Origin of the sequence: Insolitispirillum peregrinum, assembly GCF_900156605.1 — a bacterium.
Taxonomy (GTDB): Bacteria; Pseudomonadota; Alphaproteobacteria; order Rhodospirillales; family Rhodospirillaceae; genus Insolitispirillum; species Insolitispirillum peregrinum.
The window spans coordinates 340,509-365,783 of record NZ_FTOA01000003.1 but is presented as its reverse complement, the minus strand read 5'-3'; the positions used below and the strand labels follow the sequence as shown (position 1 = coordinate 365,783).

Genomic DNA, 25,275 nt, shown 5'->3' with positions numbered 1-25,275 from the left:
GTTGAACGTAGATGGTCAAATCAAGAACAATCTAAATCAAAGACACCCAGCGGTTGGCAACGCTACGCGCACCGGACAGCAAACTTTCCGATCCCTTCCAGGTCCCATTTGCTTTATTGTTTCTTGCGGAGTTCTCATAAAGTGATGCCTGATTGCCGAAGTCATTCGCCTTTTGCAAATAACTGTTCTGATTGCGCAACCACTCATCACGCACATTCAAGGCATCCGCTTCCCCCATCATTGAGAGAGCCGCACTGCCATCCAACGCAGACCCCATTCCGCTATCCACCCCCGAAGCCCCCATCTGAGCGCGCATACTCCCTATCTTCTGGCTGTTGGTAATACGCTGCCGCTGCTCTTCGGCCTTACCAGCCGTCACTGCATCGGCAGCGTTCTGCCGGGCGATGTTGGCGTTGTTGGTCGCCATGTCGGCCTGATAACGGGCCTGCGCCGCCTGCTGATTCCCTTGTCGAATGCTGTCCGCAGCCGACAGAACGGTCCCCATTGTCAGCAAGCTTGCTTCCATCAATCCCATCACACCCTCCGTTCAAAAGGCAGAAACGGCACACCGTTGATCTCCATCGGCGGCCCATACTGAAACCCCATCCAGCCGATCCAGCGCACCGCCCCGGCATAACGGGCATCGACGACCCCGCGCAGGATGGGAAATCGCTGGTGCATGGCCGGTATCTCGGCCTTGGCGTAGCGCAGCAGGGCACTGCGGTAGCGTTCGATTGACCGGGTGGACAGCAGCCACGGCCCGCCCACGTCCGGCTCACCGGCCACCGCCCCCAGCCCCCACACAGCCAGCACTCGTTCGCCCCGGCGAGTGTCGATCACTCCGGCCTTCACCCACAGCGACGCCGCCGCACTGGCGCGAATGCCTGGCAGCGGATCGGGATAGCCCAGCGCCGCCACTTCGGCCCGGTCACCGGCACGCAGACGACGGGCCAGATCGCGCAGGTGATAATCCTGCGCGGCAACAATCCTGATTGGCCGCATGGCCTTATCCTCCGATGGTGATGTCCGGGGCGATTGCCAGCACCGTCAGCGGCACCGGCCCGGCGGGTTTCAGCACGATCCGGCCTGTCTTGTTCCACGTCGGGGAAATCATCAACGACACGTCGCCGGTGAACAGGTCCGGCGGGGCGTCATAGACCGATGGCGTCACCTTGGTCAGCGTCAGGTGGGTATCGTCGGGACCGGCGTAAAACTCACGCGACTGCTCAAGGCGGATGGTCGCACCGGTCAGGCTCTTTTTTCGGCCCTGCACGCTGCCCAGTCCTTGCACCGCCCCCAGGTCGATATCCAGCGTTTCAATCACGCTGTCGGCGTCATAGCGCAGCCCGACCACCACCTGCGAAAACCCGCGCGGCAGGCTGATGGCTCCGCCGCTGACCACGGCATCATCCAGTACCGTGCCATCGGCCATGATGCCGACCGTCTCCCCTTCCAGATGGTCCAGCCCACTGATGCTGCTGATCGCGCTGCCGCTGTAGGTCAGGTGGCTATCGAGGAACGCCGCGTCACTGATCGTGTCCAGCCGCCGGCGGGCCAGTCGCTCGATGAACCGCCGCTCCACACCATCCACCGTCCGCCGGACCACTGCATACAGATCGTGGCGGCCCTCACCTTCGATCACCGCCACTCGCTCGAAAGAACCGTTGGGGGTGGTGTGCAGGGCCCACGCCTGTAATTCCTGTTCGTTGAAATAGGTCAGGCTCAACAGCGCCCCGTCGCTGCGCACCAGCCAGAACGTCGAATCCGGCACCTGCGCATAGGCCCACGAAACAACGCTGTGACCATCCAGCAGGTGGCGGGCCATCACGCTGAGGTCTGCCCCCTTGAAGCCGTCGACGCTGTATTCATAGCCCAGATCGCGCACCGCGCTGCCCATTTCCTGAATGAACAGCGCCCGGTTCCCCGACACCAGCGGCTGCAAATCACCACCGCCCCAATAGGATTGTGGCTTGACGGTAATGCTGGTCGGAGTCAGGGCAGAGCCAGTCCCGCCACCGGTACAAACGTTCTCGCTGCCTGCGGTCAGAATGATCAGGTCATTGACCGACACCAGCCCGCGCACGGCGTTGATTTCACCCGATCCGATGGCAAAGGTGATGGCGTCATCGTCCTTGGTCGGGGTGGCAACGGAAAAGTTCTCGAAAAAGCCGGTGCGCGACATCCACACCCCGTTCGGAGTGTTGGTGGTGGCAGCAAAGCACAGTCGTTGCTGGTGAATGGTGACCAGCGCCGGGTAATCGCCTTCGTCGGCAAACGGGTTGCGGGCATCGGGTGGGCCGTCGGAAATATCCGGGGTCTTGTTGTCGTCGGTGAACTCGCCCTCGGCGGCCAGCCCGACATAGCCGTACATACCGTTCTGTTCCTTATAGACCCGGTAATAGGCCACCGTATCGCCACTGGCCGGGCCGGTGAGGATCATCTTGGTTCCCACCGGCCAGTCGTCAGCGGTCGGGCCGAGGATGGATACCGGATCGGACGGCAGGCTTTCTTCGCCGGTTTCTTCGGAAATGGCGGTGATCTTGTAGGTGATCGTTTCGGTATAGGTATGCGTCGAGCCAGACAGCGCCGCCGACCATGCGGTGGTCGAGCCGCTCAACTGATAGGCCCAGACCGACCATTGTTCATAAAATGCAACTTCAGTCGATGGCAGAACGCCCAGCACGGTCCCGGTGGCAGTGATGCGGTCAGAAGACACGGCGGTGACAAAGATTTCACCGCTATCCATGTATTTCACAATCCGCCCGACATCGTCGGTTTGCCATCCCGCAAAAGGCGTCAGATTACTGGTCAGGGTGGTCATGGTGATCACGCCCCCCTTTGCGCTGGGCCGCATGAAGCTCACGCCATTCGGTTGCCGTACCTTGGTCAGCCGCCAACTGGTGCCTCCAGCCGTCGGCAACTCGAACTTCGGCACAAAATCCAGCTCGTCAAAGCTCCACTCGTCCCAGGCGGTGCGCGACAGCTTTTGCGGCGGATGGCTCGGGTGGGCCAGATACATTACGTCACCGGACTGCACCCGCCCCATAACTGCGGCCTCAGCGGCGGCGTAAGGGGTCGCCACCACCAGCACATCATCGCTGTCATCGGTGATCAGCGCTCCCTGATACCAGATGCGCATGGTGTAATCGCCGAACTCAAGGATTGCCACCTGATCGGCGCTGGTGTTGAAGCGGAACGGCACCAGCGTCGGCACCACATCCTCATCGGCCACCGTCCCCAGAAAGCGAAAGCCCGCCCGGTTGGACACTCCACCGGTGCGATGGACCAGAAAATTGCGGCACCGCCGCAGGCCGATGGCGTACTTGCTGAGGTCAACCCGGCCATACATCGCGGGCGACAGCTCGCCCCCGGCAAAGCTGGGAATGAACATCCGTTGGGTCATGGAGGATTTTCCTTAAATCCGAGGCGGTCCGCTCCGCCGAGGCAAGCGCGACTGCGCGTCGCGCCCAGTGGCGCGTGAGCCCAGCAGGCGGAGCCTGCGCCCGGCGCCTGAGGGCATGCTAATAAAGGCTTTGGTATCCCAAACGCGCTTCCATCCAGCTCGCTTGGCTGAGGTCGTCGGCACTGCCTTCGTTGGCATCCAGCGTGCGGGCCTTGGCGATGGCGTTCTGGTACATGGTGGTTGCCACCTGCATCAGCCCCCGGTCCTGCGTCAGCGGGATCGCCAGTTCGGTGGCCAGCTTCCACGTCATCGCCTCGATGAACAGCGGGTCGCACAGAGTCAGGTCGGTGACGCGGGTGGTATAAACCAGCGTGGCGGTGGCCTGATCGGTATAGATCACCCGCTCGCCGCTGCTGTTCAGCGCCACCTCATAGGGGATGGCAACGGTGGTGCTGCCGGGGTTGTGGATGCGCCGGGCCAGCAGGCAATCAGACGGCCAGCCATAGATCCAGGCCCACGGAATGGCCGCATCGCCATCGGTGCCGCCACTGGACAACATCGCCAGCGCCCGGCGGCGGGTGGCAAAGTTCCACGGGTGATCGCGCAGGGTGGCATCCCGCGACAGCTCGTAAAAGGCGCTGCACAGGATGGCCTCTTTCGAACCTTCGGACAGCGAGGCAATCGGCTGCCCCCCCAGACGTGTCAGGGCCATCGAGCAGACAGAAACCGGAGAGACAGCCATACCCTCAGCCCTCCGTCTTGCGGGCAGCGGCGGCAGGCTTGGGCGCGGCGGGCTTGCCCCCCGGACCGCTGATATCATCATCCAGCAGCAACAGGGCCTTACCCGGCGGGCCGTTGAACTCGACCACATCGCCGATGTCGCGCAAGGCACCGTCGAGGAAGCAGGGCTGAATCACTTTGTAACGCGGCATTCAAACCTCCAAAAGCAAAAGCCCCCGCCGGATGGCAGGGGCCGCAACACACATCAGGACCAGATTCAGATGCCGTCGGAATAGGCCTTCCACTTCGGCGGGTTGAGGGTCAGGAAGGCGTTGATCTTGCCAGCGGTAAAGGCCGCAGTGCCGGTGGTCTGCAACAGGCCGAAATAACGTTCATAGGTGCCCTGCGGCAGGGCCACCACCGCCACCATCGTCCCGGCGGTCAGCGCCGACAGGGCGATGGCCCCGGTGGTGTAATGGACGGTGGCCGACCCATCGGTGGCGATGCTGGCGGTGCTGTCGCTGGCAAGGGTGAAGGTGGCAGTGGCCGACCCGCCGGAGGTGGCGGTGGTGCTGACCTGAATCACCAGATACAGCGGCTCGCCGTGGCCGATATCCAGCCCGGCGGTTTTCAGGTCGATCACGTCGCCAATGGTGTAGGTGCCCGCCGCGCCGGTATTCAGCGCGATGGCGGAACAGAACTGGGTTCGGGTGTCGATGATCATCGTGATGTGTCCTTCGTGCAGGAGGCGGTTACGAAACAGCCGCTTCGGTGTTCAACAGCACGTCGCAGCGACGCACCGGAATGTCGTCAAAGGTCATCACCCGCTTGCCCGCCACGGTTTCCCAGCTCAGGTTGTTGACGATCTTTTCGGTGATCCCCAGCCGCAGCTTTTCGCGGATGGTGCGGTTGACGTACCAGCAGGCGCGGCCCTTGCCCAACGCCGGGATACGTTCCGAGGCCATCACCATCGAGGTGATCAGGTTTTTGGTATTCGCCAGCGTGCCCAGATCGCTGACGTCGATGTTGGCGATGCGCACCACATAGCGCCAGTCGCGCACGGTCAGCCCGGCATCCCAACGATAATGCGTGCGATAGGCCTGCATGCGGCCACCGCTGCCATCGACATCCTCGACGGTGACTTCGCCCAGATCCCTGCTCTGCAACCCGGCCTTGCTGCCCTTGGGCGTGATGCCATGGACCGAGTCCGGCCCCCACACCACCAGCCAGATCGAGGCATTGTCGCTGCCAGACCCGCCATGCGAGACGATGTTGTCGGCGTTCTCGGCGCTCAGGCTGTTGTAACGCGGGGCCAGCCCGGTGAAGGCCGCCGGGGTGGTGGTTTCATTGCCATAGAACAGCGCCGTCGCCATCGCCTGGCTCATGCCCTCGATGTGGGCGCGGTCTTCCGACAGGCGAAAGGCGGCGGTGTTGCCGTTCAGATCAGCCAGCGCCTTGTCGATTTCGGCATAGGCTTCCAGCATGCCGCAATTGTCGGTGATCTGCACCCGTTCCGACTTGGCGGGCTGCACGCCGCCGTACAGCTTGCGCCAGGTCGGCACCGGCAGGCCGGTGCGGATGGTGGACCGGTGACCGGTCGGCAGGTTTCCTTCAATCCACGTCATGTCATCAAGGATTTCGTTCGACTGCGACAGAACTTCCACCACACTGGCAATGCTGCCGTCGGGGTCGGTGGCCTTCACCAGATCGGCAAGGGTCGGGTTGGTATTGGCGAGAGTAGCCATGGGATTTGGTCCTTATGTTTGAGGGTTTGGTCGGCGACCCGGTATCAGTCCTTGAACATGGTCGGATACAGCGCCCGCAGCGGGTCAGGGGCAACACCATGGCTCGGCCCCTTGCGCCCGTCTTCGGCAATGGCCTTGCCCATGCGGTAAAAGGCGCGGATCACCGCCGGGTGATTGCCAAGGCCGGTATCATTCAGCACGCTGATCAGCTCCGGCGAGCCATAGGTATCCAGCGCCTGCCGGGCCAGCCCAAGGGCCTGCTCCTGCCCTGAACCGCCAATTTCCGGGTCATTCCCGACCTGTTGCGCCCAGCCAGCAACGGTCTGTTGCATCTGCTGCTGCTGGGCCTGCAAAGTCTGCAAATGCAGATCGAGCAGCTTTTGCGCGCTTTCGGTCGGCAGCTTGTGTTCGCCCAGAACCGCCTTGAAGGCGTCCATGGTCGCCGGATCGGCGGTAGCCCCTTCGGGCAAGGCCAGGGCCGAGTAGTCAGGAGCAGTTTCAGCAGACAGTGCCCCGAGCAGGGTGGGCGCCTCAGGAGCCGCAATCTCAACCGCCGCAGGCACAGGCGCAGGCGCAGCAGCAGGAGCCGCCGCCGGGGCTTCCGGGGCGGTGGTGGTGGCAATGGGGTCCATGGTCGGGATTACTCCGTTGTGTCTTGGTTCTGGAATACCAGCCCGGCCAGATACTCCGGCGCGGTCTGGCTGATGCGGGCAATCAGGGCCAGACCGGCGTTGCGGTGGCCCTCGCGGAAGGCCATCGTCAGCGGGTCGGCCTGAAAGGTGGTCGCCAGCGGTGCCGCCTGCGCAATCAGCGCGGCCAGCAGACGGCGGCCCTCGGGCAGCGCCAGCACCGCCCGCAGGTCGGCGGCGTCACGCTCGGCGGCTTCGCTGGCCTTGTCCTTGCGGCGCTGTTCCTGCTCGGGGGCGTCAATGGCAAAGGGAAGTTCCTGCATCACAACACCCCCCCGGTCAGCGCCAGCAGGTCGGTCAGGGCGTTCTGCCCGCTGGTGTCAGTCTGCGACAGGGTTTGCGCCCCCTGCGCCACCTGCTGCATCATCGCCATCTGCTGTTGCGCCTGCGCTTGCTGGGCCTGCGCCTGCGCCCGTTGCTCGCGCATCTGGCCCACCTCGGTATCAGAGCGGATCAGTCGGGGCGGCGCACCGATAGCTTCGGCCACTTCGTCCACTGCCTGATCACGATCCAGTTTGTCGAGCACCGACGGGTCCATCTGCGCCAACTGGCCGACAAAGCCCACCATCCGCTCGATACCGTTGATCGCCACCGCCCGCTGAGCCTGCGCCAGCATCGAAATGTACTCGACGCGGATATCCTGCCCGCCCAACACCTCGGGAATCTCCGGCAGGATGCCCGCCCGCTGGGCAATGGCAAAGGTGCGGTCAATCAGCGGGTCCAGCAGCTCGTGATGCAGTCGCTCCAGTACCGGACCCAGCATCACCAGCTTTTCTTCCCGCCGGGCGTCAACCTCGGTGGCGGTGATGCCCGAGCGGTCCAGGTCGGTGATCATCCGCCACAGATCGGCATGGAACGCTGACCGCACACGCTGGCGGACAATTTCCATGTCCTGCTGCAATTCCATCACCCGCGGCTGCACCTGATACAGCGGCGTTGCCATCGCCGCCGTGGTGCCACCGCTGGTCGGGTCGAAATAGGTGATGCCGTTGGGCAGGGCATTGACCACCGCATTGCGCTGGGTGCTGGTCGGCACGTTCAGTGGCGGGTTGACCATCTTTTGAATGGCCTTGGCCTTTTCGCGTTCCTGCATCTGCAACTGTTCAACATCGCCCAGCGCGTCCATCGCCGGTGAGGTGCCGTAGATGTCCGCCCCGGCGATGTTCCAGCGCGGACAGAGGGCGGGAAACTCCTGAAAGCCCGACAGCCGCAACAGCCGGTCAGGCCGGCCACCGACTTCCAGCCACAGCGAACGAAACCGGGCATGACGGGCTAGCTTGCTGTCCGGACGGTGGTCGGGGTTCGGCTCGATGGCCTGCACCACGTCCACCCAGCCGTCACGCTGGCCGCGCTCCCACTGCTGGCGCACCGCGTCAGAGACAACCGACCAGTCATAATCGCCAGGCGCGGTTTCAACGAACTCCTGCACCACCTGTTCGACGGTCATCGCGTGGTCACGGTACAGGGCATGCACCCGCCCGTGCTTGTCGGGGGCAACGCAGTACTGCCCGGCAGTCAGGGTTTCGCAGGAGATAACGGTATCGTAATCCTCATAGACCAGCATCGCCGCCGTTCCGAACGCGGCCAGTTCCTCATAGACCGAGAACAGGGCGTTGTAGGTGTTCGAGCGGTTGAAGATTTCCCGCATCAGCCGCTCGACGTCCGCCAGCCAGCGACTGGCGTCACCGTCTTCGATCAGGCCGGGCCGCTGGGTGGACAGGCGGAACCACGGGCGGGCCGGAGAGGTGACCCCGCCCATTAACCCCGAGGCCAGATCACGCAACGCCAGCGTGGCAGTGTTGTCGATCACCTTGCGGTTCCGGCGGCTGCCCTTGTTGCGGTCGCTGGTCAGGAACCGCCCCCGGCGCGGCAGAACCACGTCCGACACCTGCCGCCAGTGATCGACCCAGCTTTCGCGCTCGGACTTCAGGGCGGCGTGGCGCTGTTGCACCTGCTGGCGAATGCGGGTGGCCTCGGCGGGGGAGACGCTGATGGTTTTGGTCGCCGGTGGGCGCGGCGGCACCGGACGCGGCGGGGCGGCACCGGAGGGGGGCTGCGCCTTTTGGAGAAGCGTTTCCATCTTACTGGCCCAGCAGGGTCTTGCCGCCGGTGGTGGTGGCCCCGCTAGCCCCGCTGCCACTGGTCAGAACGGTGGTGTTGGTGCCCGCCGCGCTATAGCGTTTGCGCGACGCCGCATAGGCGTCCTGCACGGCGCTATCAGCCATGCTTGCCGCCTTGGTCGGAGTGATCGTTGCCACCGTCGGGGTGGCGCTGCTGCCGCCAAACAATCCCATCTTACTGTCCTCCAAAGGGGTCATAGTCCGCCCCGACCGCAAAGGCCGGAGCCGACGCCCGCACGTTGTCTTTCAGGGTGGAAATCAGCGCCAGCGCCACCGCATCGCCCCGGTCAGGCGAGCGGCCCAGCCGGGCAATAATGTCGTCCTTGCTTTCAATCTGGATGCCGCCGGTTCCCAGCGTCCATTTCGGGGCGCACAGATCAGCCCGCAGGCGCGGGTCTTTCGGCAGGGCCAGCGGTTGCGGGCTTAAGGGGTCAAGCGCCTCACGCAGCCGCCACCACACTTCGGCGCGGCGGTTGACAAAGCGCAACCCGCCCTCGCGGCTGGTGCCATGGGACTTTGACGCCCCGTTGATGCCCAGCGTCTGCACCCCGTTCGACAGCAGGAAGTCGAACGGACTGGCTCCCCAGCCGACCACGTCGATGTGGACCGGGGCAGCATCGCGCCGCACCGCCAGCACCTGCGCCGCCACACTGGGACCATCGGGCGAGGCGCTGCCCGGATGGGTCACCAGTTCGTCAAACCATGCCCCGTGACGGCGGACGATCACTGTCTCATCGCGCCCACCACGCGCCACGTCCACCCCCATGCTGTCCATCGGACCTTTGCCGGACACATCACGCGGCTGCCAACGGTCCTGTGCCGCGATCACCCACGCCGACGGAATCACCTGATAGGCGTCATCCTCCAGCCCGGCGGTAAAGTCGCCGTGCAGCATCTGCGAGCGCAACGGCTCGGGCAAAGATTGCAGCGTTGCCATGTAGCCGGTTCCCATCAGATAGGGGTTGTCGGTGATGCGCGACGGAATGAAGGTGCGCGACTGCGGCTTGATCAGTTCGCCGTTGTGGCTGAACGGCTCGGGGCTGGTCAGTTCCACGTCGCGCCCGTCCAGGCTGGCGAACCAGCGCACCTCTCCGGCCTGCGCCGGGTTGGGGTGTGTGCGGTCCAGCCACGGGGCAAAAAAGGCGATGATCCATTGCCCGTCGGCATTGGTCGGCGGGTTGAAGGTCATCAACGTCTGGCAGTGCTGGCCGGGGATGGTGGTGCGCACCCAGCCCATGAGAAAGCGAACCTGCTGTTCCAGAAAGTTGGTTGCCTCGTCGATCACCAACAGGTCTTTCGGGCGACCCTGATAGCGGGTTTCATCGCCCGCATTGGGGGCTGATCCGAACTCGATCCGCTTGCCATCACCCAGACGCCAGATTTTTTCCGAACCGTTATAGCCGTCACGGCCCTGCCGCAGCTCGGCAAGGCGTTCAATGATCCCGTGCAACTGGGTCGCCTCGCGACGAAAAATGGCGCTGACGGTGTGTTTCGTCAGCGCCATCCCCAGGGCCAGATCGGTTTTCCCGCCGCCAGCAGACCCGCCGTAGCCGATCACATCGGCCCGGCTGTCATAGGCCACCGCCTGCGGCCCCGGCAGCGGCATCCACACCTTGCCCACCGTCAGCAGGCTGTCCAGCTCGGCCAGCTCATCGGGGGTCAGGTGGGCGAGCAGGTGCTTCACACTGTCGCTCTTCATCTTGGTGTCTCGTTTTCACCCCATCGGGACAACAAAAAGCCCGCCATGATGAAGCTCTCATCACACGCGGACGTTGGCGGAAAACCAACCTGATGATCAGAACCCCTGTTTCGCCCCCGATCGTTCGGCTGCCAGCGCCAGCAAGGACTGGATCCGCGCCTCGCGTTCGGTGTCACTCAACTCAACCGGCCCACCATGGGGCCCCGAGACTTCCGTGCTGACCCGATCGCGGTATTTGTCAGGACGGCGGGCTTTCAGCAAAAACACCAGCAGGCTATCGGAATATTTCCGCACCTCGCCGACTTCCTTGCCGCCGTAAAACACCGGCTCGACCAATCCCGACACCGCCCGCCGCAGGGCTTCGTCTTCCAGCGCATCGGCCCCGGCTTCTTCCGCCTCTTTCCAGTCTGCCGCAAACCCGGGGTCTTCCTCCCGCCAGTAATACATGGTTCCCCGCGCCACACCGGCCTGCCGGGCCGCCCCACTGACGCTCAGCCCGTCGGACAGCGCCGCCAGAAATGCCTTTCGCTGTGCCGCCGCACGCCCCCTGCGCTGGATGGTCTGTTCGTTCCCCATCCGCATCTTCCTCCACAAAGCAAAGCCGCCCGCCGTGAGACACGGGCGGGCGGCTTTGTGAAATCGACCCAGACAGAATTACCTCAGTCTGTATAATGCGACATTACGCGAACAAAAAAAGAACGTCAACCCTGTTTTTGATATTTTTCACCGGCCAGTCCTTCCAAAAGCTGCCACGCCCCTTTCAAGGCCGCCTGCAGCGCCACCGGGTCCCCACTGCCCCGCGCCAGCACATAGCCGCCCTGCACCGCTGCCACCAGCATGGCCGCCACCGCCACCGCGTCAACGTCAGGGCGCAGCTCGCCCGTTTGGCGGGCATCCTCCAGCGCATCGCGCAACGCTGCCTGCACCGCCACAAAGTACCGTCCCACCGGATCGCCGATGGCCGCATCGTGGATCGCCTGCTCATTGACCAGCCGCCCGACCCGGCAGCCCTTCAGGGCATCGCGGGGCACCGACAGCCAGTCCCTGATGCGCTGCAACGGCGGGCGTTCCGATGCCCGCAAGATCTCATCGGCCCGCGCAATCAGGCTATCGGTGATCCCCTCCAGCGCGGCATGGGCCAGGTCTTTCTTGGTCTTGAAGTGATGGTACAGACTGCCCTGCCCGACGCCGGAATCCTCCAGCACCATCCGGGGGCTCATTGCGTCATAGCCCAGCTCCCACAGCAAGCGCTGGGCACTGGCGAGCAAACGATCCCGCGCCGAAGACTGCGCAGACACAGCGGGAGGGGCATAGATTGGATCAGGCACGGAAGCGGGCGTCCTTTTGATCATGGCAAGCCCCCAGTATATCAGCCAATCCACCAAAGAGGACAAACAAAGCAGGAGAGGCATCACTGCCTCCCCCACCCTCCCCGATCTCACGGCCGCAGAGCCAAAGCCTCCAGCGCCGGATGGCGGCTGCGCCAGTCGATGCGGTCGGCGTGGCGCAGATCGAGGTAATCGAGCGCCGCCCCCAAAGCAATGCGCGGCAGGGCCGCCCCGGCAGCAATCTCATCCTGACGCTGGTCCAGATCGGCCAGTCCGCGCCAGATGGCAGCCTGCCAACGCTCCTGCCAGCTTTCTGATTGCTGTTCCGGCGGACGACGGCCTTCGATGGTCAGCAGCAAGGCGGCCTCGGAAATGCCATCGCACAGGGCTTCGTCGCGCAAGGCCCGCCAGCGCCCCGGCCCACGGGCTGGCAACAGCTCCTGCGACCGGCCAACCTGCTGCGCCAGTTGTTCCAGCGTATGGCAGATCACCGCACTGTCAAAGATGGTCTGCGGTTCGGGCGAGCCGCCGTCCGGCCAGGCCCCGATCAGCAAGGCAGGCACCTTTGACAGCGGATTGGCCGACAGCAGCCGCTCGGTGCTGTCATAGGGGGCCTCTTCGATGTACTCCAGCGGGATATCAAGGTAACGGGCGCTTTTCATCACCTTGTTGGCAAACGGCGAGGCAAACGACAGCAACAGCGACAGGGACGGAAGGCTCACGACTGTTCTCCTTGGATAAAGGCCACCAGTGCGGCGGCAACCAGCAACGATGCTCCCGCAATCGGGAACAGCGGCAGGTAACTGTGGAAATGGGCATACAGCGCCGCATGCGCCCAACCGCCTGCGGCCTGAACGATGGCAAAAATGGTGGTCGCCAGCCCCCAGCGGGCGGCCAGTCGCTCAATCCCCAGTTCGGCCAGACGGGCCGAGACCAGCGCCACGATGCCGGGAGAGAACGCACCGACCATGGTGATTGACACACTGAGGGCAAGCGGCGACTGCGACAGCCACGGCAAGCTCACCATCAGGCTTTTGGTCGCCATCACCGCCACCAGCGTCGGCCGCACCCCCCAGCACTGGGCGACGCGCGACAGGATCAGCGGGCCGCTGATTGCCCCGATGCCGAACAGCATCCAGTGATGCCCGGCCAGCACCACCCCCCGCCCCAGTTCCTGCGCGACAAAGTTTCCCCACAGGGCGGTATGGGGAATATAGGCAAACCCGGAAATGGCGTAGGCAATCGTAACAGCCACAACAGAGGCAGAGCGTTTGCCCCCACCGGGCACTCCACTGGCGGCAGCCTGCGGCGGCCCAACGGGAAACCACAGGCTGGCAATCACCGCCAGCACGGCCAACCCGGCCAGCGCCAGCGAGGCCGACGACACGGTTCCGGTCAGCGGCACCAAAGCCCCCGAGACCAATGTCCCGGCCCCGATGCCGGTATAAGTCAGGCCAGCCACCCGTGCCCGCCCGCTGGCCGAGGCACTGCGCAAAACCAGCGACGGTCCCAGCACCATGATCACCGCCCCAAAGACACCGCACAGGGCACGCAACACAATATGCATCGCCAGCGACAGCGGCAGGGACTCCAGCGCCAACGCCAGCAGAATGACCAGCAGCGACAGCCGGACCAGAGGCCGCCCACCCCACCGCCGCCCCAACGGGGCCGCCACCAGTGCGCCAACGGTGTAGCCCGCCATCATCCAGGCCGCCCCTTGCGTCACCGCCACCGATGTCCCGGTGCCTTCGGCCACCAGCATCGGCATCAGCGGCGTGAAGGAAAAGCGCCCCAGACCGATGGCGGTAAAGGTCGCCAGCAGGCCCAATACCCCCAACAGCCAGGCTGAAGGAGCATTCTCGACAGGGGCAGACTCAGCGGGTGCAGCCGCCACTGGGGGAGAAGACATGCCGGTTCCTTTGCACGGATTACCATACCTACTGGTAGGTATGGTGTCGGTTTCCGCCCTGCCCGTCAACCCTGACGTAACGACAGCCCTGAAAAATGGGAGGCCCTCGCCCACGCCGACATTTGTTTCGGCGGTAACTTCCTGCCACTATCATTGCTGATCCGGCCCATGGATCCACCAGAGCATCTGCACGATGCCCTCCCCACACAAGGCATGCCATGACTGTGCTTTCGTCCCCTGTTACCAGCCACGATCAGGTGGTCACCGTCCACGGCCACCGGCTGCTGGGCCGTCACCTGACCCCGCAGACTGTCCGCCCCGACAGCCCGACGGTGGTCTTTCTGCACGAGGCCCTTGGCTCGATCGGACAATGGAAAAGCTTTCCGCAAACCCTGTGCGCCACCCTTGGCCTGCGGGGTTATGTCTTTGATCGCATCGGCTATGGCGGCTCCGACCCTCTACCCGCCGACCGTACCCCCGATTACCTGCGCGAACAGGGTGAAGACTGGCTCCCCGCCTGCCTGAATGCCGCCGGGATCACCACGCCGCCGATTCTGTTCGGGCACTCCGACGGCGGGTCGATTGCGCTGTACTTTGCCGCCCGCCATCCGACCGCCGCTGCTGTCTCGCTGGCCGCCCATGTGATCCTCGAACAGATCACCGTTGCCGGAATTCGCGCCTTTGGCACGCTGTGGCAGGCAGGCAGCGACGGCGGCAACCTGCCCGCCAAACTGGCCCGCTATCACGGCGACAAAACCGAGGCAGTCTATCGCGGCTGGCACGACACCTGGCTGAAGCCGGAATTTGCCAGCTTTGACATGCGCCCCTGCCTGCCGCGCATCACCTGCCCGACACTGGTCATCCAGGGCGAAGACGACCAGTACGGCACCCTCCAGCAGGTCGAAGACATTGTGGCCGGCATTACCCAAGGCACCCCCACCTGCCCGCCCGTGGCAGCCCTGCTGCCCGGCTGCGGCCATATCCCGCATCTGGAGCAACCCGACCAAACCATTGCCGTAACGCACGATTTCCTGCGCCGTTGCCAATTGGCGGCCTGACCCACAGGGCCTCTTGCGCCCGGCGCAGAGGCCCCATTTTTTTGGTTCCGACAGGCTCAGTTCATCACAAGTTCAGATGCGGCGGATTAAATTCTCGTCAGGATAGCCTGACACCCAACGCATCCGTGCCATGCCCCTGATTGGCAGAAGACCGGTCAGGCCGCATCGAGCCGTGCGGTTTTACAGAGCAGTATGATGTCCAGATTGCATATTTCCCTATGGGGCAGCCTGATTGCCCTTAGCATCCTGTGGCTGGTCTTTGAGCCGAACGCCTATACCTTCGCCCCGTTTTTCTCCCTGCGCGGCAACATGGTGCAATATTTCGGCATCCTCGCCATGGGGTGCATGAGCGTCATCATGATCCTCGCCCTGCGGCCCCGCTGGCTGGAAGGCTGGATTGGCGGCCTCGACAAGATGTATCGCCTGCACAAATGGCTGGGAATCTCGGCGCTGGTGCTGTCGGTCACCCACTGGCTGTGGGCCAAGGGTCCGAAGTGGGCGGTTGGTTTGGGCCTGCTGGAACGCCCCCAGCGCGGCCCGCGCCCGCAACTGGAAAGCGGCACGGTTGAAGCGGCTCTGTCCTCGCTGCGCGGCTTTGCCGAAGATGTCGGGGAGTGGGCCTTCTACGGTGCCGCCGCCCTGATGGTACTGGCGCTGATCAAATGGTTCCCCTACCGCCTGTTCTTCAAGACTCACCGTCTGCTCGCCGTCACCTATCTGGTGCTGGCATTCCATGCCGCCGTCCTGCTGAAGTTTTCCTATTGGGCCACGCCGCTGGGCGCGGTGATGGGCGTGTTGCTGACCAGTGGGGTCGTTGCGGCGGTGATCGTCCTGCTGCGCCGGGTTGCCCGTGACCGCAAAGTCAACGGCACCATCCGCGACCTGCGCTATCACCCGACCATGCGCACGCTGGAAATCGACGTCGAGGTTCCGGCCAATTGGCCCGGCCATCAGGCGGGACAGTTCGCCTTTGCCATGTCCGATCCGTCGGAAGGCCCGCACCCCTACACCATTGCCTCGGCGTGGGATGCCAGCACGCCGCGCCTGACCTTCATGGTCAAGGAACTGGGCGACCACACCCGCCGCCTGCAACAAAAACTGACCATCGGCCAGCCGGTCACAGTCGAAGGCCCCTATGGCCGCTTCACCTTCGAAGATCGCAGCCCACGGCAAATCTGGGTCTCGGGCGGCATCGGCCTGACCCCGTTCCTCGCCCGCCTCGAGCAACTGGCCAAAAGCCCGGACAGCGGCAAGCAGATCGATTTCTTCCACTGCGCCGCCGAAGCCGATGACGGGGTGATTGCCCGCCTGAAAGCCGCTGCCAGCGCCGCCGGTGTCCGGTTGCACCTGCTGGTCACGCCGCAGGATGGCCTGCTGGATGGCGACAAAATCCGCACCACGGTCGGTGAATGGCAGCAGGCCAGCCTGTGGTTCTGCGGCCCGGCGGGCTTCGGCCTCAGCCTGCGCCGCGACTTTGCCAGCAAGGGCCTGAACGTTGGTCGTAAGTTCCATCAGGAACTGTTCTCGATGCGGTAAGCCTGACCACCGCACACCGTAAAAAACCCCGCAGACAGGAACCATGTCTGCGGGGTTTTCTTTATTGTTCTCAGGCCCCGGCCACCGTCATCGCCGCCACCCGCACCGACGGTGCATCGGTGCCGTGCTGAATGTCCAGATCGCTGGCGGCTTCCAGACTGAGGAACATGTCCTTCAGATTGCTGGCGATGGTCATTTCATTGACCGGCACCGTCAGCTCACCGTCCTCGATCCAGAAGCCCGACGCCCCGCGCGAATAGTCGCCGGTCACGCCGTTGACGCCCTGCCCGAACACTTCGGTGACATAAAAGCCCTGCTCGATCTCGCCGATCATGTCGACCACCGAACGCTCGCCAGCTTCCAGCCAGACGTTCCCCGGCGAGGGTGACGGCTGCGACGAGGTTCCACGGGCGGCGTGGCCGGTCGGGGTCATCCCCAACTGGCGGGCCGAGCGCAAATCAAGCAACCAGGTGGTCAGCACGCCTTGATCAATCAGCTTGCGGCGCACCGTTGCCAGCCCCTCGGCATCCACCGGCTTGGAGCGGGCCCCGCGCGCCCGGTGCGGGTCTTCGATGATCGAGATGTTCGGGGCAAAAATCTGCTGCCCGAGGGAGTCCTTCAGGAACGTGGTGCCCCGCGCCACCGACGGGCCGCTGATTGCCCCCAGCAGATGACCAACCACACCACGGGCAACGCGGTTGTCAAAGATCACCGGCACCTTGCAGGTCTTGGCCCGCTGGGCCCCCACCCGCCGCACGGCCCGTCCGCCAGCACTGCGCCCGACATCTTCGGGGGTGCGCAGATCACCGACATACACCGCCGAGGTATAATCGTAATCGCGTTCCATCCCCTGTTCGGCATCCCCGGCCAGCACCGCCACCGACAGCGATGAACCAGACGACGGATAGCAGCAGGAAAAACCGTTCGAAGCGACCAGCGACACCGTGTAGTGGCCCCAACCGGCTTCGGCGCCTTCGGAATTGGTCACGCCTTTGACCGACATCGCCGCCTGTTCGGCCAGCGTGGCGGCGGCAATCAGCTGTTCGGCGGTTTGCTCGGTCGGATCGAACTGGTCAATTTCGGGGTACGGACCACGGAAAATCTGTTCAGGATCAGCCAGACCGGCATAGGGGTCCTCGGGGACCAGACGGGCCATGGCAACGGCCCGCTCGACCAGCTCGGCCAGCGCCGCCTTGCTGCGGTCCGCTGAGGAAACAATGGCGGTGCGGGTGCCGATCAGCACCCGCAAACCGATATCCCCACCTTCCGAGCTCTCCAGCGTCTCGAGTTTGCCCAACCGGCACCCTACCGAAATCGAGCGCCCTTCCAGCAACAGGGCATCGGCGGCATCGGCTCCGGCCTTGCGGGCGGCGGTAATCAGGTCGTCAAGCAACGACAGGGTATCGGACATAGACGCAACTCCCCCACGCCAGACAGGCGGTCGATATGGTGTTCCCTTTCGGGTATAGAGCGTTGTGTGAAAAGTGGGAACCGGTTTTCGCAAAAACAACGCGACAGAACAAAAGGCCAGAGCGTTGTGTGAAAAGTGGGAACCGGTTTTCGCAAAAACAACGCGGCAATACAAAAGCCCAGAGCATCATACGAAACGTGGGTAGCGGTTTTCGCTCAAGCCCCCTGCGACGCGAGCCGCTTCACATTCTGAACCATCGCCCAGAGTCGCAAAAACACCCGTTCGCGACTCGGAGCGACTCGGCATGATTCCTGAAAATCTGTTTTTTATTGCTGTGACTCTTTTGTCACAGACCCGCTATCCCGTGTGCCTTTGGCCTTGCTTTTCCACAAAATACTGTGATGCAGACATGCTTTGGGACCCTAAAATGCGACTCGGTGGATTCATGCCGAGTCGCAACGACTCTTGACGTGCGACTCGGTTCGAGGGAAAACGATTCCCTTGCCCCATGAACAACAGTTAGAACGCCATGCCCCGCAAAGCTTCGACCACCGCGCCTGCCAAGGCCCCGCGCAAAACCTCTCGCAAGGTGGCTTCCGCCGCCAAGCAGGCTGCGCCGATCAAGACCGATGTAATCCATGCGGGGAATTGCATCGAGATCATGAATTCCCTGCCGGAAAAGAGCGTTGATCTGATTTTTGCGGATCCGCCGTACAACCTGCAGCTTGGCGGTGAACTGCACCGCCCGGACAATTCGCGCGTCGATGGCGTTGATGATGCCTGGGACAAGTTCGAAAGCATCGCCGCCTACGACAAATTCACCCGCGAGTGGCTGGCTGCCGCCCGCCGGGTGCTGAAAGACGACGGTGGCCTGTGGGTCATCGGGTCGTACCACAACATTTTCCGCGTCGGGGCTGCCCTTCAGGACATGGGCTTTTGGGTGCTCAACGACGTGGTGTGGCACAAGACCAATCCGATGCCGAATTTCCGTGGCACGCGCTTTACCAACGCCCACGAAACGCTGGTGTGGTGCGCCAAGTCGCCCGACGCCAAGTACATGTTCAATTACGACGCCATGAAGCAGCTGAATGACGGCACGCAGATGCGCTCTGACTGGGCCCTGCCGCTGTGTACTGGCGCCGAACGCCTGAAAAGCGATGATGGCGGCAAGCTGCATCCGACCCAGAAGCCGGAAAGCCTGCTGTACCGGGTGCTGATGGCCTCGACCCAGCCGGGTGACGTGGTGCTGGACCCGTTCTTTGGCACCGGCACCACCGGTGCGGCTGCCAAGCGTCTGGGCCGTCATTACATCGGCATCGAACAGGACCCCGGCTATATCGCTGCCGCCCGTCGCCGCATTGCTGCCGTCGAGGAAATCGAAGACAAGCAGTTGCTGCTGACCCCGTCCAAGCGCACCGAACCGCGCGTGCCGTTCGGGGCAGTGGTCGAACGCGGCATGCTGCAACCCGGTGCGCTGCTGACCGACGCCTCGGGCCGCTTTACCGCCCGCGTCCATGCCGATGGCACCATCATCAGCAGCGAACATCGTGGCTCGATCCATCAGGTGGGCGCTGCCGTTCAGGGGGCACCGGCCTGCAACGGCTGGACCTTCTGGCATGTGCAGAATGGCAGCGATCGGGTGTCGATTGATGTCCTGCGTCAGCAGATTCGCGCCGAAATGACCCAGTCGATCCAATAAATTTGCGGGTCTTCGGGAAATTTTCCCCAACTCTGCACCCTGCCACTGCCGTGTTTCCGGCATGGCAGGGTGTTGTTGTTATTGGAATCACCATCCTTTTGACCTATACCGGATGAAGGATGGGATCTATATTTAGCTTATTCATCAAGTGTTAACAGCCTATCGCTGATAAAGAGCTTGAGGGACGTTACTGCTGCAACGGTCCCCTCGTCTCTTGGCCCGCACCGGGTGCCTCTGGTGCGGGCTTTTCTTTCGGCCACACTGATAGTTTATACCTATCAAAAATTCACTACATATCAATTAGACCTATCACAAGAAAAACATTACAGTCTGTTCATCGACCGGTTCCCAAAAGAACCGATCCCCACAGAAAGACAGACCGAGGACACCATGAACTCTGCTGAACGTGAAATGATTGAACAACTGTTCGGCAAACTGGAACAGGCCGAACGCACCTCTGTCAGCTCTGGCCAGATGCCCGAACGCGAAGCCCTGGCCCTGATCCGCGACAAGGTCACCGCCCTGCCGAACGCCCCGTATTACATGGCTCAGGCCATCGTGATGCAGGAACAGGCCCTGCAGGCCCTGACCGCCCGCGTTGAACAGCTCGAACAGGAACTGGCCAGCCGCCCGGCCGCCAGCGGTGGCTTCCTCAGCAGCCTGTTCGGTGGTGGTTCCAGCGCCCCGCGTCGCCCGCAGCCGCAGCCGCAGCAAGCCTATCAGCAGGGCTACGGGCAGCCCGGCTATGGACAGCCCGGATATGGACAGCAGGGTCGCCCGTTCAACCCGGCCCCGCAGGGCGGCGGCTTTCTGGCTGGTGCGATGCAGACCGCCGTCGGCGTTGCCGGTGGCGTGATGCTGGGCAACGCCCTGTCCTCGATGTTCGCCGGTGATGCGGCGGCCAGCGTGACCGAAGCCGCCACCGCTGTCACCGACAGCGTTGCCCCGGTGGCCGAAGAAGGCGCAGGCTTCCTTGACGGCATGGCTGACTTTGGCGGCGGCGACGAAGAGAGCTTCTTCTAGAGCAGTGAGCGCAAAAGTGGTTCTTGTTTTGCACAAAACCGGAACCGCTTTTGCGCTTACTGCTCTAAGCTTTTGTTCTGTCGCATTGTTTATGCGAAAACCGGTTCCCAATTTTCGCACAATGCTCTAGGGCACACGGTACCGACCTGATACGGTGATGTTTGTCTCAGGCAACAAAAAAGCCGTCTGTCTGCTGGAGACAAACGGCTTTTTGTGGCGGAGCGGGAGGGATTCGAACCCTCGGTACCTGTTACCAAGTACGACAGTTTAGCAAACTGCTGGTTTCAGCCACTCACCCACCGCTCCGTAGCAGTACGTTCGCCCTGTCGGGCTTGGCTGAGGAGCCGGTTTTTAGAGGAAATCGAGGGGGGCGTCAATAGGTTATCTGCGTTTTTTTGTGATTTTTTATCGGGCTCCCCCTTTCTCGCTCTTGCGGCTCCTGACGTGGCCCTGTACCAGCATCAGACGCTCCCCGTGATCCTGCCGTGATGGAGGCTTTTGTGTCGTCTGCTTCTCCGACCGCCTCTCCGGCGTGGTATCTGTCGTTGATGCCGCTGCTGTTCGTGCTGCTGTGGTCCACCGGCTTTATCGGCGCCAAGTTCGGGCTGCCCTATGCCGAGCCACTGACCTTTCTGGAGGTGCGTTATCTGCTGCTGGTGGTCCTGCTGGTGCCGTTTGCCATCCTCAGCCGGGCGCGCTGGCCGAACTGGCGGCTGGCCGGGCATATCGCGGTGTCCGGGGTGCTGGTCCATGCGATCTATCTGGGGGGTGTTTTTCTCGCCATTGCGCACGGCCTGTCGGCGGGGTTGACCTCGCTGGTGGTCGGCTTGCAGCCACTGTTGACGGCGGTGGCGGTCGGGCCGTTTCTGGGCGAGCGGGTCAGCGGTCGCCAGTGGATCGGCTTTTTGCTCGGCCTGTGCGGGGTAGTGCTGGTGGTGCTGGAAAAGCTGCTGGCCGCCAACCATGTCGGCCTGAGCTGGAGCGGCTTTGCCCTGGCGGCGGCGTCCTTGCTGGCGATGACCGTTGGCACCTTGTACCAGAAGAAATTCTGTAGCGGGATGGAGCTGCGCACCGGTACGGCGATTCAGTATCTTGCTGCTGCGGCGGTGAACGGGGTGGCGGCGCTGTCCCTCGAAACGATGGAGATCCACTGGAGCCACGAGTTCATCTTTGCCGTCCTGTGGCTGGTGTTCGTGCTGTCGATCGGGGCGATCAGCCTGTTGATGGTGATGATCCGCCGGGGGGCGGTGGCTCAGGTGGCGAGCTTTCTGTACATGGTGCCCCCCGTCACCGCCCTGATCGCCTGGGGTCTGTTCGACGAGCGTCTGGGCCTGATGGCTCTGGGGGGCATGGCGGTGGCGATGGCCGGGGTGGCGCTGGTGGTCCGGCGTTAACGCAGGCGCGGCGTCAAAAAGGCAATCGCCCGCTCGACGCCAACCTCATCAATGCCGTGCCCCAAACGGGGGCGGCGGAGGACGTCGTGGGGAACCGCTGCTGCGGTCAGGGCGTCTTCGACCAGAGCCAGCGCCCGTACCGGCAGGATGTCGTCCTGCTCGCCGTGAACCAGCAGGACCGGCGGGCGGGCGGTGATCTCGGCGGCCAGACGGCTGGCTCCGGTCAGCGCCCCGGAGAAGGTGACCACACCAGCGACCGGCTCGGCGTGACGCAGGGCGACATGCAGGGCCATCATCGAGCCTTGCGAGAAAGCGATCAACGCCAGCTTTTGATGGCCGATCTGATAGGCGGTGCAGAGTTCCTCCAGATACTGGTTGAGACGATCTGCCGCCTGAGCCGTGCCGCTGTACAAGGTATCCATGGCAGCGGCGAAGGTATGCGGGTTCCGGCGCAGCAGCTCGGGGTCATAGTCGTTGAGCGAAAACCACTGTCGCCCGAAGGCCGAGATTTCGCATTCTTCGGGGGCGTCGGGGGCGTGAAAGGCCGTATTCGGCAACTGGCGGGCAAAATAGGGGGCGAGGCTGATCAGGTCGTTGCCATCGGCGCCATAGCCGTGCAGGAAAACAACGGCGCTGTCGGTCTGGCCCGAGGCGGCGGGGCGTGAAGGGCCGTTCAGGCAAAAGGACGGGGTGGTCACGGGGAAGGCTCCTTTAGAGTATTGTGCGAAAAGTGGGAACCGGTTTTCGCAACAACAATGCGGCGCGCCAAAAGGTTAGACCAGCGTGCCTTCGTCACATTTACCGCACGCTGGTCCAGAGTGAACGAAAGAGAGCATCCATCAAGCGGGATTTGGCGGGCGGCGTCCAGATTTTCCTCCCTGTTTTCTGACAATGCATTCTCCGTGAAGTTCAGGTAAAAACGGCACCTGTCCTTTTTGTAACCTGCCTGTCCTGTGTGTAACCTGATCGCGTGCCCTGCACGATCCTCCAGCCGATGGTTCCCCCACCATGTCTCGCATGACCGCCAACCTGCTGCTTTTGCTGACCGCCTTTATCTGGGGGACGGCCTTCGTCGCCCAAAAGCTGGCCTTTGTCGGCGCCGACGGGACTGCCCAGCTCCATAATGGCGTTGGCCCGTTGACCTTCACCGGTACCCGCTTCCTGATCGGGGCGCTGGTGGTGGCGCCGTTTGCCTGGCGGGAAGGTCGGCAGCAAGGGGGATCGTTCTCCGTGGGCGACTGGCTGGGGTTTGCTGTTTGTGGGCTGGCGCTGTTTGCCGGGTCCTATGCCCAGCAGGTGGGGATCATTCTGACCACCGTCTCCAATGCCGGTTTCCTGACCGCTCTCTATGTGCCGATTGTGCCGGTGCTGGCGTTGCTGGTGTTCAAAAAGCGGCCCTACTGGGTGGTGTGGCCTGCGGCGGCCTGTACCGCCTTTGGGGCGTTTCTGCTCAACAATGCCTCGCTGACGGCCTTTGGCACCGGTGACCTGTGGGTGCTGGTCGGGGCCCTGTTCTGGGGCTGTCATGTAACGGTGGTCGGGATCGTGGCCGCGCGGACCCAAAGTCCTCTGCGGCTGGCGGTATCACAGTTCGCTCTGGCCGGTGTGCTGGGGATTGTCAGCGGGGCCATCATCGAGGCGCCGACGCTGGCCGCTTTTCAAGCCTCGACGTTTGAACTGGCCTATACCGGCCTGCTGTCGGTCGGGGTGGCGTTTACCCTGCAGGTGGTGGGCCAGAGTCACACCCACCCGGCGGCAGCGGCGATCATCCTCAGTTCCGAGATGCTGTTTGCCGCCATTGCCGCCGCGATCGTGCTGGGCGAGCGGATGAATGGCCTGCAAATCAGCGGCGCGGCGCTGATTTTAGGCGGGATCATGGCGGTCGAAGTGATGCCTCTGCTGATGCGGCGTTTGAAACCCCTGTAAAAACCGTCTTACCAGCCCATCGCCTGCTGGCGGGCCAGCAATTGGGTTGCCTTGCGGCTGAAGGCATAGGCTTCGGCATAGGTATGGACCCCGGCGGCTTCCAGTAGCGGCAGCAGGCGGACGTAGACGTCTGCTGTCACCAGGGCATCCCCCAGAGCGGTGTGGCGTCCGTGGATGTCAACCTCCAGTGCCTCGGCCACCCGGTCCAGAGTCAGGGCCGACCCCGCAGGCAACAGCAGGCTGGCCAGCAGGACCGTATCGAGGGTGGGGGGCTGGATGAATGGAAGGCCCGCCAACCCACATTCCCGCCGGACCATGGCAATATCAAAGCCAATATTGTGGCCGATCACCACCGCACCCCGGAACAGGGGTTCCAGCGCTTCCCAAACCTCGGTGAAGGGGGCCGCATCACGCACCATGTCATTGCTGATACCGTGAATGGCAGTGGCATGAGGGGGGATGGGGCGCTGTGGATTGATCAGGCGGTCAATGGTGGCGACATGGAAAATCCGTGCCCCGTGCAGGCGGACGCCGCCGACCTGCACCAGCCGGTCGCCTTTGACATCCAGCCCGGTGGTTTCGGCATCAAAGACCAGCACCGGCAGGTCTTCCAGCGGGGTATCGCGGGGGATCAACAGGGGGGACGGGTCATTCACATCGGGGGCCGGGCGATCATGCAGGCTGAGATCCCACTCGCTGGGGGTGGTTGTCCCCATAGAGGCGGCGATGGCCCGGCTGGCAATGTCTTCGTCGTTGTTAAAGCAGCGCAGGGTGGGCCGTTCACGGGGGAGGGCCGGGACACTGGTCGGGCCGTTGCTGTCCGATGCTGCCACCAGCGACAGCGCCGGACGGGGGGCGTGGGCCACCGGGGCAGGCGGTCGGGCCCGCTGGCTGGCATCGGGGCTGAGGCGGATCACCGTCCCCGAGTGGCCGCGCAAATGGGTGATGCGGGCGGTGTAATGCGTTCCGTCCACATCCGCCAATGTCCACGAAATGGGGCCACTGGCGCTTCGGGCCTGCTCGATGGCTCCGACCAGTTGCAGGCGCTCAAAGCAGGCAAAGGCCGACGCCCCCAGATGCAGGCGGTCTTCACCCAGCATGGTTTTGGCGGCGGTGTTGGTCAGGCTGATCTGCCCGTGTTCAGTGACCACCAGAATGCCTTCGTCGATCGCCCCCAGAACGGCGCGCAGCCGTTCGTCGGTGGTGGCATTGGGGAACAGGCGACGGCTGATCAGGATTTCAGCGGCATGGCGCAGGCGGTCGGCCTCGCGGCGCAAGGGCAGGTGTTTCAGGGCCGGAAAGGCGGGCAGGCGCCCATCCGGGTTGGCCGAGGCAATCAACAGCGCCGCCCGCAACCGTTCCAGGCTGCGGAAATGTTGCTGCAGGCAGACCTGCACGGCAATCATTGCCAGCGTCAGGATCAGGCCCCCCGCCAGCGTCAGCCAGGCAAAGGCACGCGGCGGTGCATCCGGCAAGGCCGGAAAGGGAGTTTCGAACAGAAGCGCCGCCGCAGCCCAGATGGCCCCGGCCAGCGCAATTCCAGCCCCAATGCTGAGCAGGGCGGTGGTCATGCCCCGCAAGGACACCGGGAGTTTTCCCGTCGCCATGACTGTTC

General features: G+C 63.5%; 25 protein-coding genes and 1 tRNA gene. 6 read left to right on the top strand and 20 right to left on the bottom strand.

What is annotated here, in order from left to right; all coding sequences use genetic code 11:
• Positions 1 to 31 precede the first annotated feature (31 nt).
• The 16 genes from BW995_RS09385 to BW995_RS09310 form a co-directional block, all read right to left on the bottom strand.
• Positions 32 to 535: a hypothetical protein gene (locus BW995_RS09385; RefSeq protein ID WP_076399942.1), complete on the bottom strand. Its 504-nt coding sequence runs from the start codon at positions 533 to 535 to the stop codon at positions 32 to 34.
• Positions 535 to 1,002 (bottom strand): hypothetical protein, encoded by a 468-nt coding sequence (locus BW995_RS09380; protein ID WP_076399940.1) that lies wholly within the window; start codon positions 1,000 to 1,002, stop codon positions 535 to 537. Before BW995_RS09380 ends, BW995_RS09385 begins: the two co-directional genes overlap by 1 nt.
• 4 nt (positions 1,003 to 1,006) lie before the next feature.
• Entirely contained in the window at positions 1,007 to 3,403 is a 2,397-nt protein-coding gene (locus BW995_RS09375; RefSeq protein WP_076399938.1) for a hypothetical protein, read from the bottom strand.
• Between the two features lie 118 nt (positions 3,404 to 3,521).
• Positions 3,522 to 4,145, bottom strand: a complete 624-nt coding sequence (locus BW995_RS09370) for a hypothetical protein (protein WP_076399936.1) — start codon at positions 4,143 to 4,145, stop codon at positions 3,522 to 3,524.
• A 4-nt stretch (positions 4,146 to 4,149) separates the two neighbouring features.
• Entirely contained in the window at positions 4,150 to 4,335 is a 186-nt protein-coding gene (locus tag BW995_RS09365; protein ID WP_076399934.1) for a hypothetical protein, read from the bottom strand.
• 65 nt (positions 4,336 to 4,400) lie between these two features.
• The gene (locus tag BW995_RS21225; RefSeq protein WP_076399931.1) at positions 4,401 to 4,847 is read right to left on the bottom strand and encodes a Bbp16 family capsid cement protein; all 447 of its coding nucleotides are present in this window, start codon (positions 4,845 to 4,847) and stop codon (positions 4,401 to 4,403) included.
• Between the two features lie 28 nt (positions 4,848 to 4,875).
• Positions 4,876 to 5,868 carry a major capsid protein gene (locus BW995_RS09355; RefSeq protein ID WP_076399929.1) on the bottom strand — a complete coding sequence of 331 codons (993 nt, stop codon included), beginning with the start codon at positions 5,866 to 5,868 and terminating at the stop codon, positions 4,876 to 4,878.
• A gap of 44 nt (positions 5,869 to 5,912) precedes the next feature.
• A complete protein-coding gene (locus BW995_RS09350; protein ID WP_076399926.1) occupies positions 5,913 to 6,500 on the bottom strand; it encodes a hypothetical protein in 588 nt (195 codons plus the stop codon).
• 8 nt (positions 6,501 to 6,508) lie between these two features.
• Entirely contained in the window at positions 6,509 to 6,820 is a 312-nt protein-coding gene (locus tag BW995_RS09345; protein WP_076399923.1) for a Bbp19 family protein, read from the bottom strand.
• Positions 6,820 to 8,637 (bottom strand): portal protein, encoded by a 1,818-nt coding sequence (locus BW995_RS09340; protein WP_084194719.1) that lies wholly within the window; start codon positions 8,635 to 8,637, stop codon positions 6,820 to 6,822. The genes BW995_RS09345 and BW995_RS09340 overlap by 1 nt, the downstream gene beginning before the upstream one ends.
• Position 8,638: 1 nt before the next feature.
• Positions 8,639 to 8,851, bottom strand: coding sequence for a hypothetical protein (locus BW995_RS09335; protein WP_076399921.1), 213 nt, complete (start codon positions 8,849 to 8,851; stop codon positions 8,639 to 8,641).
• A 1-nt stretch (position 8,852) separates the two neighbouring features.
• Positions 8,853 to 10,376, bottom strand: coding sequence for a terminase (locus BW995_RS09330; protein ID WP_076399919.1), 1,524 nt, complete (start codon positions 10,374 to 10,376; stop codon positions 8,853 to 8,855).
• Positions 10,377 to 10,472: 96 nt separating this feature from the next.
• On the bottom strand, positions 10,473 to 10,952 hold the full coding sequence (locus BW995_RS09325) for a terminase small subunit-like protein (protein ID WP_076399917.1): 480 nt from the start codon (positions 10,950 to 10,952) through the stop codon (positions 10,473 to 10,475).
• 125 nt (positions 10,953 to 11,077) lie between these two features.
• Positions 11,078 to 11,704 (bottom strand): TetR/AcrR family transcriptional regulator, encoded by a 627-nt coding sequence (locus BW995_RS09320; RefSeq protein ID WP_175617031.1) that lies wholly within the window; start codon positions 11,702 to 11,704, stop codon positions 11,078 to 11,080.
• A 110-nt stretch (positions 11,705 to 11,814) separates the two neighbouring features.
• Positions 11,815 to 12,426, bottom strand: coding sequence for a glutathione S-transferase N-terminal domain-containing protein (locus BW995_RS09315; protein ID WP_084194717.1), 612 nt, complete (start codon positions 12,424 to 12,426; stop codon positions 11,815 to 11,817).
• Complete coding sequence (locus BW995_RS09310; RefSeq protein ID WP_084194716.1) at positions 12,423 to 13,613, bottom strand: YbfB/YjiJ family MFS transporter; 1,191 nt, start codon at positions 13,611 to 13,613, stop codon at positions 12,423 to 12,425. The genes BW995_RS09315 and BW995_RS09310 overlap by 4 nt, the downstream gene beginning before the upstream one ends.
• A 218-nt stretch (positions 13,614 to 13,831) precedes the next feature.
• On the opposite strand from BW995_RS09310, the gene BW995_RS09305 reads away from it, so the two are divergent.
• Both BW995_RS09305 and BW995_RS09300 read left to right on the top strand, forming a co-directional pair.
• Complete coding sequence (locus BW995_RS09305; RefSeq protein WP_076399911.1) at positions 13,832 to 14,671, top strand: alpha/beta fold hydrolase; 840 nt, start codon at positions 13,832 to 13,834, stop codon at positions 14,669 to 14,671.
• Between the two features lie 192 nt (positions 14,672 to 14,863).
• Positions 14,864 to 16,207 (top strand): ferredoxin reductase family protein, encoded by a 1,344-nt coding sequence (locus tag BW995_RS09300; protein ID WP_245821370.1) that lies wholly within the window; start codon positions 14,864 to 14,866, stop codon positions 16,205 to 16,207.
• 70 nt (positions 16,208 to 16,277) lie between these two features.
• On the opposite strand, the gene BW995_RS09295 is transcribed toward BW995_RS09300, so the two are convergent.
• On the bottom strand, positions 16,278 to 17,618 hold the full coding sequence (locus tag BW995_RS09295) for a TldD/PmbA family protein (RefSeq protein ID WP_076399909.1): 1,341 nt from the start codon (positions 17,616 to 17,618) through the stop codon (positions 16,278 to 16,280).
• A 661-nt stretch (positions 17,619 to 18,279) separates the two neighbouring features.
• Here BW995_RS09295 and BW995_RS09290 point away from each other — a divergent pair.
• Both BW995_RS09290 and BW995_RS09285 read left to right on the top strand, forming a co-directional pair.
• A complete protein-coding gene (locus BW995_RS09290) occupies positions 18,280 to 19,317 on the top strand; it encodes a site-specific DNA-methyltransferase (RefSeq protein WP_076400426.1) in 1,038 nt (345 codons plus the stop codon).
• Positions 19,318 to 19,707: 390 nt separating this feature from the next.
• Entirely contained in the window at positions 19,708 to 20,340 is a 633-nt protein-coding gene (locus tag BW995_RS09285) for a DUF2076 domain-containing protein (RefSeq protein ID WP_076399908.1), read from the top strand.
• Between the two features lie 214 nt (positions 20,341 to 20,554).
• Here the strand turns inward: BW995_RS09285 and BW995_RS09280 are convergent.
• Positions 20,555 to 20,646, bottom strand: a tRNA-Ser gene (locus BW995_RS09280).
• Positions 20,647 to 20,888: 242 nt separating this feature from the next.
• Here BW995_RS09280 and BW995_RS09275 point away from each other — a divergent pair.
• Positions 20,889 to 21,734, top strand: a complete 846-nt coding sequence (locus BW995_RS09275) for a DMT family transporter (RefSeq protein ID WP_084194764.1) — start codon at positions 20,889 to 20,891, stop codon at positions 21,732 to 21,734.
• Here the strand turns inward: BW995_RS09275 and BW995_RS09270 are convergent.
• Entirely contained in the window at positions 21,731 to 22,432 is a 702-nt protein-coding gene (locus BW995_RS09270) for an alpha/beta hydrolase (protein ID WP_076399906.1), read from the bottom strand. The genes BW995_RS09275 and BW995_RS09270 overlap by 4 nt on opposite strands.
• Positions 22,433 to 22,742: 310 nt before the next feature.
• Between BW995_RS09270 and BW995_RS09265 the strand changes: the two genes are divergently transcribed.
• A complete protein-coding gene (locus tag BW995_RS09265) occupies positions 22,743 to 23,660 on the top strand; it encodes a DMT family transporter (RefSeq protein WP_076399905.1) in 918 nt (305 codons plus the stop codon).
• A gap of 8 nt (positions 23,661 to 23,668) precedes the next feature.
• On the opposite strand, the gene BW995_RS09260 is transcribed toward BW995_RS09265, so the two are convergent.
• Positions 23,669 to 25,267: a 3'-5' exonuclease gene (locus BW995_RS09260; protein ID WP_076399904.1), complete on the bottom strand. Its 1,599-nt coding sequence runs from the start codon at positions 25,265 to 25,267 to the stop codon at positions 23,669 to 23,671.
• Positions 25,268 to 25,275 lie beyond the last annotated feature (8 nt).